This is a genomic window from Streptococcus sp. F2, from assembly GCF_056500955.1.
The window spans coordinates 18,926-30,099 of the sequence record NZ_JBWKAI010000027.1 but is presented as its reverse complement, the minus strand read 5'-3'; the positions used below and the strand labels follow the sequence as shown (position 1 = coordinate 30,099).

7 protein-coding genes and 1 pseudogene are annotated in these 11,174 nt (G+C 40.4%); 6 read left to right on the top strand and 2 right to left on the bottom strand.

From position 1 onward, the window contains the following. The first annotated feature begins 643 nt into the window (after positions 1-643). From ACYTR8_RS08420 to ACYTR8_RS08400, 5 genes and pseudogenes are all read left to right on the top strand, one after another. A complete protein-coding gene (locus ACYTR8_RS08420; protein WP_111717567.1) occupies positions 644-1,582 on the top strand; it encodes an ABC transporter permease in 939 nt (312 codons plus the stop codon). A gap of 12 nt (positions 1,583-1,594) precedes the next feature. Further along, positions 1,595-2,494, top strand: coding sequence for a carbohydrate ABC transporter permease (locus ACYTR8_RS08415; RefSeq protein ID WP_003059927.1), 900 nt, complete (start codon positions 1,595-1,597; stop codon positions 2,492-2,494). Between the two features lie 11 nt (positions 2,495-2,505). After that, positions 2,506-3,168: a DUF624 domain-containing protein gene (locus tag ACYTR8_RS08410; protein WP_479642001.1), complete on the top strand. Its 663-nt coding sequence runs from the start codon at positions 2,506-2,508 to the stop codon at positions 3,166-3,168. A 55-nt stretch (positions 3,169-3,223) separates the two neighbouring features. Continuing rightward, positions 3,224-4,793 (top strand): annotated as a pseudogene (locus ACYTR8_RS08405) (type 2 periplasmic-binding domain-containing protein). Between the two features lie 86 nt (positions 4,794-4,879). Next, positions 4,880-6,787 carry a glycoside hydrolase family 13 protein gene (locus tag ACYTR8_RS08400; protein ID WP_479642000.1) on the top strand — a complete coding sequence of 636 codons (1,908 nt, stop codon included), beginning with the start codon at positions 4,880-4,882 and terminating at the stop codon, positions 6,785-6,787. A 123-nt stretch (positions 6,788-6,910) separates the two neighbouring features. Here ACYTR8_RS08400 and ACYTR8_RS08395 read toward each other — a convergent pair whose 3' ends face one another. Together ACYTR8_RS08395 and pflB are read right to left on the bottom strand one after the other, a co-directional pair. After that, complete coding sequence (locus ACYTR8_RS08395; RefSeq protein WP_479641999.1) at positions 6,911-7,363, bottom strand: GNAT family N-acetyltransferase; 453 nt, start codon at positions 7,361-7,363, stop codon at positions 6,911-6,913. A 104-nt stretch (positions 7,364-7,467) separates the two neighbouring features. Then, positions 7,468-9,795, bottom strand: coding sequence for a formate C-acetyltransferase (pflB, locus tag ACYTR8_RS08390; protein ID WP_129556243.1), 2,328 nt, complete (start codon positions 9,793-9,795; stop codon positions 7,468-7,470). Positions 9,796-10,003: 208 nt separating this feature from the next. Between pflB and dinB the strand changes: the two genes are divergently transcribed. Next, positions 10,004-11,101: a DNA polymerase IV gene (dinB, locus tag ACYTR8_RS08385; RefSeq protein WP_479640600.1), complete on the top strand. Its 1,098-nt coding sequence runs from the start codon at positions 10,004-10,006 to the stop codon at positions 11,099-11,101. Positions 11,102-11,174 lie beyond the last annotated feature (73 nt).

Genomic DNA, 11,174 nt, shown 5'->3' with positions numbered 1-11,174 from the left:
TTGAAAGATTATTTAGCCCAATTATTTGGAGAAAGAGGCTAAGCAGATGATTGATTTAAAAAGGAATCTTTTCAAAATTGATGTCCGGGCACAAAAGGATGAAGAGAAAGTTTTCATGCGTACGGCGTGAAATTTTTCCTTAATGATATTGACATCTTTTCAAAGACGTACTATAATAAAAATAAAGAAAGCGCTTGCGCTGATTATTGCATAACCCTTATCATGGAGACGAGGGTAAGTTTTTACCATTATAGTTTAACGATAAACCTAATTGACTGCCACCGCTTATTGGACGATAAGGTTTTGAGAAAGAATTTAGTAGCTTTTTGGGAAGTATTTCTTCGAAGGGGGAAAACTATTTTTGGAGGCTAAAACTATGCACTAAGTTTAACGATAAACCTAGCTGCAATTTGATTTTCTTATCTCAAAAGGTAGCCAACAACTGTGTTTTACTCTCTTTTTACCTAAATAAGAGAGGTGATAACTTTCTGTTACAAGTTTCATCTTGCCAAATCGTTTCATTTGGTTTAACGATAAACTAATTGTAAATGCTATCTGTAATGGTTAGCCGGTGTTAGGTTCCTCACAACAGTCGTTACCGGTGAGTTGTGATAGGACGTAGATTTATTAGAATGGAGAACAAATGACCCTCTTTTCTTCTGTTAGTAAGGGTGACCTTGCGACATATCGTAAGCAATTTAAAAAGAGCTTACCACTTTATTTGCTGTTATTGCCCTCTTTGGTATTGCTTCTTGTTTTTTCTTATTACCCCATGTATGGACTAGTGATTGCCTTTAAGGATTATTCTCCTTCCTTAGGTTTTTCGGGAAGTCCTTGGGTAGGCTTTAAACATTTTTCGCAATTTTTCCATTCCTATCAATTTGGCTTAACGATTAAAAACACTCTAGCCATCAGCTTGTATAGTATTTTTATTGGTTTTCCTCTGCCGATAGCGATTGCCTTATTGTCTAACCAACTACGCAGTGAAAAATTTAAGAAAGTCTTTCAGGTAACCACTTATTTTCCACACTTTATCTCAGTAATGGTTGTTGTCGGAATGATATTGATATTCTTCTCGCCAGAGACAGGCATCGTAGCCAATCTTTTTCGGCTATTGGGGCTGACTTTCCCAAATATTTTAGCCAATACTATTTTTTTCAAAGACATTTATGTCTGGAGCGATGTTTGGCAACACTCAGGTTGGGATAGTATCGTCTACATTGCAGCTTTAGCCTCTATTGATCCAACCTATTATGAGGCTGCTGATATGGACGGGGCTAGCCGTTTCCAAAAAATAGTTCATATTGATATTCCGCATCTCATTCCAACAATGGTGGTTCTCTTGATTTTGAGGGCTGGAGGGCTCTTGAGTGTTGGTTTTGAAAAAGTCTTGCTACTTCAAAATCCTCTTAATTTGGCTTCTAGTGAAATCATTTCAACCTATGTTTATAAAATGGGGTTGCAGAGCTTTCAATATAGCTTATCGACTGCCATTGGCTTGTTTAATACTTTGGTGAATTTGGTTATCCTCTTAACTGTGAATTGGCTAGCCAAGAAATACACTGAAAACAGTTTATTGTAAGGGAGAGTTGACTTGAAACGTTTGAAAACATTTATGAATCGAAAAGCTTCAGATGTCATCTTTGATATTAGCCTCTATGTGATTGCTTCGTTGATTATTTTACTAGTAGTCTATCCCTTGTGGTTTGTTATTATTGCTTCCTTTAGTGATCCGTCGTCAGTGGCGCGAGGAGAAGTTCTGCTTTGGCCTAAACATTGGAGTCTGAGCGCTTATGATGCCTTATTAAAAGACAGGAGCATCTGGATTGGCTACCGTAACACCATTTTATATACCGTTTTTGGGACCTTGTTTGGGCTAGCTGTTAATCTCCCAGCAGGCTATGCCCTTTCTCGAAATGAGTTGTTTGGGAAGAAAGCCATTCAATTTCTCTTTCTTGTTCCCATGTTTATTTCGGGTGGTCTCATCCCAACTTATTTAGTGATTCGAGATGTAGGCTTGTTAAACAATGCCTTGGTAATGATTGTTCCTTTTGCGGTCTCTTCCTACAATATCATTGTGGCTAAGACCTTTTTTAAGAGTAATATTCCAGAAGGACTCTGGGAAGCCGCTCAAATGGACGGGGCAGGAACCATTCGCTTTTTCTTCTCATTTGTACTACCTCTGTCAAAAGCCATTATCGCTGTTATCGGTTTATGGACGGCGGTTGGTATCTGGAATTCGTGGTTCAATGCTTTGATTTATTTGACAGACGCTGATTTGCAACCTCTGCAATTGATTTTGAGACGTATTTTAGTGACCAACGAATCCTTGCTGAAGCAGGCTACGGGTAGTCTAGCTTCCGAATTAAGAGCCTTATCTGAAATGATGAAATACGCAGCGATTGTGGTGTCAACCTTGCCTATTTTATGTTTGTATCCCTTGCTTCAAAAACATTTCAATAAGGGTGTGATGATTGGTTCTATTAAAGAATAGGATAACGATGAATGAATAAACTACTTAATCCTAATAGTCGGGTAATAGCTTTTTTCGAGACATGCTTTGATTTAGCCCTTCTCAATTGTTTATTTCTTACATTTAGCTTGCCTCTTTTGAGTATTGGGGCTAGTTTGACAGCTCTTTACCGCTCCATTATCGATGTGATGGACGGCCAACGAGGTCAAGTCACTCAACGCTTTTATCGCTATTTTAAAGCTGATGCCAAACAAAGCACGATTTTCTTTTGCTTGAGTAGTTTGTTCATATTGTTTCTTGTGATGAATATCAGTTTACTTGATAAGATGACAGGAATCCTTTACTTGTTTTGGTCGATGAACTTAGTAGTGATGGGATTTTACGTCGCACTCGTGACTTTTTGTGCCTATTACTTTTTAGCTCGTTATGATAATTCACTCACGGCTATGGTGAGAGCTGTTTTTCAACTTTTTTCTTATGAAAAAGGAAAGATTATAGTGATGCTCTTACCTTACTTGCTAGTCTATGCCTTCTTTGTTAGCAGTTCCGTTGGACTGTTTACAGCGCTCTATTTTCTCACCTTTGGTGGGGTATCATTTTTAGTCGTTTGGAAGGTCCTGTTTTTCAAAAAGCTCTTAAAGCCCTATGAGAGACAGTCCGAGAAAAGAAAGGGAGGGACGCTGGCAAAGGAATAAGTGGTTTGAGATTTCAATTAAGATGTGTTTAAAAAGGAAAAAATAAGGAGATATGATGAAAAAAACATCCGTTAACCGTTTGGTAGCAGCATCACTTGTGACAGCATTGAGTTTAGGTTTAGCAGCTTGTCAGTCTAATAAGAAGGGTGACACCGCTAGTCAAAAAGAGAATCATTTTACTGTGGCTACTGTCCGCTGGCAAGATTGGGGAAAGATTTCCTTAAAGGCTTCGTTGCGGAAGCTGAAAAGAAAGCTAAGGTAGATGTGGATTGGAAAATCTATTTAAATTCCGATTGGGCGGATCAAAAGGCTGTCTTGATGGCCGGTGGTAAATTACCAGATGCCTTTTTAGGATCTATTAGCTTCTCAGATAGTGACCTGTCTGTCTTTAAAAATCGCTTCATTCCATTAGAAGATTTAATTGACAAACACATGCCAAATCTGTCAAAAATCATGAAAAAAGATCCCAACATGCGGGCTATTGTTACCGATCCAGACGGGCATATTTACTCCTTGCCAAAGCGTGAGCCAATGAGCCCTAAGGTTGCTAACCAGTTATATATCAACAAAAAATGGCTGGACAACCTTGGCTTAGACATGCCAAAAACTTACGAAGATTTAGTCGCTGTTTCTAAAGCCTTTCGTGATAAAGATGCCAATGGCAATGGAAATGTGTCAGATGAAATTCCGTTTGAAAACGGTGGGGTTGATCCAATTCTCACTTATGCCCACCTTTTGGCACGGTGATTAGTCCAGGAGAATCCGGAAAATATTGGACAGTTAATGATAAAAAAGAAATCACCTTTACTCCAACGGCCGACTACTACAAAGAAGGGCTAAAATGGGTTCACGATCAATACAAAGAAAAACTCATTGATCAAGAAATTTTCACCCAAGATAGCTCTCAAGCAGAAGCTAAACGTCAAAACAATGGGGATGCTATTGTCGGTATTTCAGCAGGTTGGACAGCAGACGCCCTCTTTGGTAAACATACTGCAGAATACGTCCCAATGCCTCCAATCACAGGTCCTGATGGCAAAGCTTATGTGCATGCGGATGGTAGTGGTTATGGACGTAATGAGCTGATGATTACCGATCAAGCTAAGGATCCAGGGAAAATCCTAGCCTTCTTTGACCAATTCTACACCGAAGATGCTACAATTCAAATCTTCTATGGCTCTTTTGACAAGGCCACTAAAAAGAATGACGATGGCACTTATACCGTGCTAGAAGCACCAGATGGGGAACAAGATATTTTTGCCTGGGTGAATTCACTCAGAAGTTTTGGACCGAAGTACGCTCCAGATGATTTCAATAAGAAAGTAACCTTGCCTAAAGGTGCCGGAGATGGTCTTAAATTAGAAGCACAAAAAGTCGTGGAAGATGCTGCTCAACCAGCTTTTCCAAATGTTATGTTCACTCAAGAAGAACTAAACCGCTTATCAGTCATTTCGGTTGATATCATGTCCTTTATTCAGACAAAACAAGCTCACTGGGTAACTGAAGGAGGAATTGATAAAGAATGGGATGAATACCTTGCTAGCCTTGATAAAATGGGGCTAAAAGAGTATAAGTCTATTCACCAAGCCGCTTATGATCGTTATTTGAAAAACGAAAAGAAATAAGTCAGTATGAGTAGGACCCAAGAGAGGTGCTTAGGCTTCTTTTGGGTCTTCTTAATGAGTTAGCTTAGAAAGAGAAAGATTGTTACATGCAAACCTTACTACAAACCGTCTATTCGGATAGCACTAAACACTTTGTGTCTAAGCCGTATCCGCGAAAAGGAGACACTATTCAAATCAGCTTACGGGTCAAAGAAAACCCGATTCTTCAACAGATTTTCTTGCGCTACAAAAAGCAAGGGGTAGAAATTATCGAAGAAATGACAAAGACAGAGACTTTAAATGGCTTAGCCTATTATCAAGCTGACGCTCTTTGTTTAGATGATTATTTGTCTTATCAATTTTACCTCACTACTAAAGAGGCTATTTATTTTTACACCCAAGCAGGTATCAGCGACTACCTGTCAGATGATAGTCACAATTTTAAAATTTATACAGACTACGATGCTCCTGAATGGTTATCTCAGACGGTTTTTTACCAAATCATGCCAGACCGTTTTGCTAATGGACGACCAGAAATAGGGATTACAGCAGAGCAATTTACTTACAATGGCAAGTCTCCAAAGCCAATGCGCTGGGAAGACCAGCCCTTAGAATATGCTGATGTTTTTGCGATGGATTTTTATGGAGGGGACCTCTGGGGAATTATCGATCATCTAGACTACTTGCAAGAGTTAGGGGTTAATGGGATTTACCTCAACCCCATTTTTACTTCACCCACTCATCACAAATACGATGCTTTGGATTACTTCGAAATTGACCCAAGTCTGGGTGGAGAAGAGGCCTTAATCGCCTTATCGCAAGCAATCCATCATCGCGGTATGAAACTGGTTTTGGACATTTCAATTAACCACACCAGTTCCTCCTCAAAATGGTTTAACAAGACCTGTGAATTTTACGACAAAAGTGTGGGAGCCTATCACAACCCGGATGCTCCCGAACGAGAATTTTTCTTTATCGATGAGCAAAACAACTACAAGTCTTGGTTTGGTTTAGAAACCATGCCTCAACTCAATTACGGGTCTCAACGCCTCAGAGATATTATTTACCGTAATGAGGATTCTGTTCTCAAAAAATACCTCAAAGAGCCCTTTAATATTGATGGTTGGCGCTTTGATGTGGCAGATGTGATGGCTAGAAATGATGTGTTAGATGTTTACCATGAGGTTTGGCGGGAAATCTACCAAGAGATTAAGGCAACCAAAAAGGATGCTGCTATTATTGCGGAAGAATGGGCTGACGCTTGGGAAATGTACGACGCCAAGCAGTGGGATTCTACCATGAATTATTTCCAAGCGGCGAGACCTCTGAGAGAATTCGCAGGGACCTGTGACTTGTTTTTGGAAAGACAACCTGATTTGGCTAAGATTAATTACCCTAAGACTGCTAGACATCTTGGCCGACGCATCTTACAGTTCATGACCAAGGTTCCTTCACAAATCCAGTATCAGATGTTTAACCTAATCAATTCTCATGATGTGCCAAGGCTTTATCACATGGATGGCGTAGCATTTGCAGGCTACCAAGGAGCTTCTATCTGTCTTTTTGGGCTTCCAGGAGCAACTAATATCTGGTATGGTGACGAGCAGTTACTCGGAGGCCATCATAAGAGTAACGAAGGTACACGCTATCCTATGAATTGGTCTAGAGAGCTAACCCAGCAAGAAAAAGATTGTTATCAGTTGTATCAGACGCTTTGTCGTCTAAAAACCACTGAGGAAAGTCTCCAAACAGGTGGCTTCAGAATTCTGCGCATGACAGAACAAGTGATTGTTTTTGCTCGTTTCACCAGAGAAGCTTGTTACCTCTTTGTTTGGTCTCAGTCAGAGCAAGAAGAGCAGATTGACATCACTGCTTTGGATTTAGGAATGACGGGTGCTGACTGGGCACTTCTTGTCGGAGATAGTCATGTAGATAGCAGTACAGAGCGTTTGAAGCTTATTGTACCAGCCAAAGGTTCTGCAATCATCTCAGGTCACCTTTGTCAAGGACAATAATGTCCAATTAGCCCAATCAGATTCAAACTACTATGAAAAGCCCTATAACTATTGGAAGCCTTTATCACGAGATAATAAGTCTCATGATTGCTCTGCCAGTTCGTTATAGGGCTTTTTAGGTGTTTATAATGGTGAATGAGGTAAGTCTTTTGTCATTGTGATATGCTCAATTCCTGCTTCTTTGAACCGCTCTCCCTCTTCTTGGAAACCTAATTTGGCATAGAAGGTTCGAGCGCTTAGCTGAGCATGTAGGCTAATACGTTCAATTCCTTGTTTTTGGGCATAGGTTAGGACGTAAGTCATTAACTCTTGTCCTAGGGCCTGGCCACGGTATTCTTTGAGGACAGCCATGCGTTGTAAGGTAACGGTTTTCTGATTGGGATCAGGCAGCAGACGACAAGTAGCACAAGGTTTGCCATTATCGTCGTAAAGAACAAAATGAAGACAGTAAGCCTCATTACGGTCGATTTCAATAGCAGCTGGAACTCCCTGTTCACCAATAAAGACTTGACGTCTGATTTTTACAGCATCTAAATAAGTATCAGCTAGAGTATTTCGAGTTTGTTTGATTATCATAAAGTTATTATAAGCTAAAAAAAGAAGCAGGACAACTGTTTGATGCCCTGCTTCTATAAGAATGACTAAGGGCGTTATGCAAAGGCATAACGAGCCTTGTCTGATTATTGCCCTGAGATAGCTTCAGCGGCATCATCCATTGAAAGCACTTCGTGGAAGACACGTTGAGTCAATTCAGTTTTTTGTTCTGGTGTAAGGTATTTGGTGTTGACACAGTAACCAGAGATACGCACGATAACATCTTCGCCGTTCATGATCTTGTCATAAACATCGTTAAGGTCCATAACGTTCAAGTTAACGTGTTGACCACCATTTTCAAAGTAACCGTCAAGAACTGTTACCAAGTTGTCAACCTGTTCGTCAAATGTTTTACCAAGAGCACGAGGTGATACTTGAGTAGTCAATGAGATACCGTCGTTAGCGTGTGAGAATTCAAGTTTAGCAAGTGAGTTAAGGTTTTGTAACCAACCACCTTTAGCTTTGTTAGATGGGTTAGCACCTGGTGAGAAGAATTCTACTTGGCTAGTGTTAACTGTACCATCTTCGTTCAAGAATACGCCGCGGTGAACTGGAGAGTTACCAGTTTGTTTAGAGTAAGCAACGTTTGAAGTGATGGTAAGAAGTGATACTGAAGCTTCAGCATTCTTGTAAAGTTTGTGACTTGCAAGACGAGTGTGGTAAGCTTCCATCAACCATTTAGCGATGTCATCAACACGGTCATCGTCTTCACCGTAACGAGGGAAGTCACCGATAACTTCGTAGTCATAGATGTAACCATTTTCATCGCGGATAGTTTTAACAGTTGCGTATTTAATTGCTGACAAAGTATCAACAGTGTTAGCGAAACCACAGATACCGAATCCCATGTTAGCACGTTGATGTGTTGGCAAGAAGGCCATTTGAACTGCTTCGTAGTTGTATTTATCAGTCATGTAGTGGATGATGTTAAGCGCATCTACGTAAGTATCTGTCAACCAGTCAAGAGATTTCTCAAAGTTAGCCATAACTTCGTCGTATTCAAGAACTTCCGATGTGATTGGTTCAACAACGTTAAACACTTTGTAGTCTCTGTGGACATCATCGTAACCACCGTTAAGACCAGTGAGAAGGGCTTTAAGCACGTTTACACGAGCACCAAAGTATTGGATGTTATGACGTTGTTCTTCATTTTCTGGGTCAAGTGGAGACACACAACATGAAATACATGACATTTCGCCATAACCTTCTTTAGCCATTGTTGTCACACCTTCATATTGGATAGAAGAGTGTTTGTGGCTCATTTTCATACAGTAGCGACGGAATGCTTCTGGCAATTGATCAGTCCAAAGAACAGTCAAGTTTGGTTCTGGAGAGTTACCGATATTATCAAGCGTGTTCAAGAAACGGTAGTCCATCTTAGTTACACGGTGACGACCATCGTTACCCATACCAGCCATAGAAGTTGTGATGAATGTTGGGTCACCTGAGTAAAGCGCATCGTAAGCTTTCGTACGTCCGAATTTTACGGTACGAAGTTTAAGCACGAAGTCATCCACAAATTCTTGGATTTCTGATTCTGTAAAGGTACCACGAGCAAGGTCACGTTCAGCAAAGATATCAAGAACGATTGGCACACGTCCAAGAGAAGTTGCTGCACCGTTGATCACACGACATACTGCCATGAAAGCGATGTTTACCCATTGGATAGCTTCTTTAACGTTTTCTGCTGGGCGACGAACGTCAACACCGTAAAGGTCACCAAGTTTAACCACTTCACCAAGTGCTTGGTATTGAAGGTTAACTTCTTCGCGAAGACGGATTGATTCTTCATCGATTTCAGTGATGGCATTCCAGTCATTCACTTTTTCTTGCATCAAGTAGTCTGCACCGTAAAGAGCAAGACGTGCGTAAACACCGATGATACGTCCACGTGAGTAAGCATCTGGAAGACCAGTTACAGTGTGGGCGTGGCGCGCACGACGAATGTTTGATGTGTAAGCACGGAAAATACCGTCGTTAACAGTTGTTACATATTTAGTGAAGATTTCATGGACTGCTGGGTCTGGCTCATAACCATTTTCTTTAAGAGTAGTTTCCGCCATACGGATACCACCTTTTGGCATGAAGTTCAATTTGAACAATTCATCATTTTGAATACCATAAATCAATTCATTGTCTTTATCGATGAATCCAGCAGGAATGCCAGCGATTGAAGAAGGACGAGTATCAAATGGGAAGCGAGTTGCTTCATACTCAGCTTTAGTGTCTTCAATGATTTTCTTGATTTTCAATGAACGTTCAGTTGCACCGGCTAAGAAAGACTCATCACCATCGTATGGCGTGTAGTTAGCTTGTACAAAACGTGATACACTTGCTTTTTCTTTCCAGTCAGTTCCTTTAAAGCCTTCCCAAGCTTTTTCGAAAACATCTGTGTTAGTTTTAACAGTTGCCATATATTTCTCCTTAAATTCTAGTAACAAAGCGATCTGTTACATTTACAATTCTAAGTTTAACATATAGGAAACGTTTTCCCAAGCAAAATTCTTGACAAACCTAAGATTCTTTTATAATACAGATTGTTGAAACAGTCACAAACTGTATTAGAATGTATTCTTTTGGCTTTAGATGCTCTAAGGAGTATAATATAGTCAGGAGGGGCCGATGCTTATTTTTCCACTGCTTAATGACACGTCACGAAAAATCATCCATATTGACATGGATGCCTTTTATGCTGCAGTTGAGGAAAGAGATAACCCAGCCTTAAAAGGGAAACCGGTTGTGATTGGGAAAGATCCTAGAGAGACTGGGGGACGCGGTGTTGTCTCTACTTGTAATTATGAAGCTAGGAAATATGGGATTCATTCTGCTATGAGCTCTAAAGAGGCTTATGAGCGTTGTCCTCAAGCTATCTTTATCTCTGGGAATTACGAAAAATACCGAAGTGTTGGTCAGGAAATTCGCCATATTTTTAAACGTTATACTGATTTGGTTGAACCTATGTCTATTGACGAGGCTTACCTTGATGTGACGGATAATAAGTTGGGGATTAAGTCAGCTGTGAAAATCGCTAAACTGATTCAGCATGATATCTGGAATGAGGTTCACCTCACTTGCTCTGCGGGAGTCTCTTATAATAAATTTTTAGCTAAACTAGCCAGTGATTTTGAAAAACCGCATGGACTAACGCTTGTCTTGCCCCAAGATGCCCTATCCTTCTTAGCCAACCTTCCTATTGAAAAGTTTCATGGTGTCGGTAAGAAGTCAGTTGAAAAATTACATGAGATGGGGATTTACACAGGGCAGGATTTGTTAGAAGTTCCTGAAATGACCTTGATTGACCATTTTGGCCGCTTTGGATTTGATCTTTACCGTAAAGCTAGAGGCATTAGCCACTCTCCAGTTAAACCCAATCGTATAAGAAAGTCGATTGGTAGCGAGAGAACCTATGCCAAACTCCTTTATCGAGAAGCTGATATCAAAGCAGAAATCAGTAAAAATGCTAGGCGCGTGGCCGCTCTCCTACAAGACCATAAAAAGTTAGGGAAGACCATTGTGCTTAAGGTGCGTTATGCTGATTTTACTACTTTAACTAAGCGAGTCACCCTACCAGAACTGACAAGGGATGCCGCACAAATTGAGCAGGTGGCCGAATCTATCTTTGATACCTTACCAGAACATACGGTAGGTATTCGTTTGTTGGGAGTGACCATGACCAACTTGGAGGACAAGATGGCAGATATTGCTTTGGATTTATCGTAGGAAGAAGGCTTTCCTCTTTCCTATTTTTAGAGACAAAAATAAACTGGCTAGGAAAAGTCCTAGTCAGCTTATC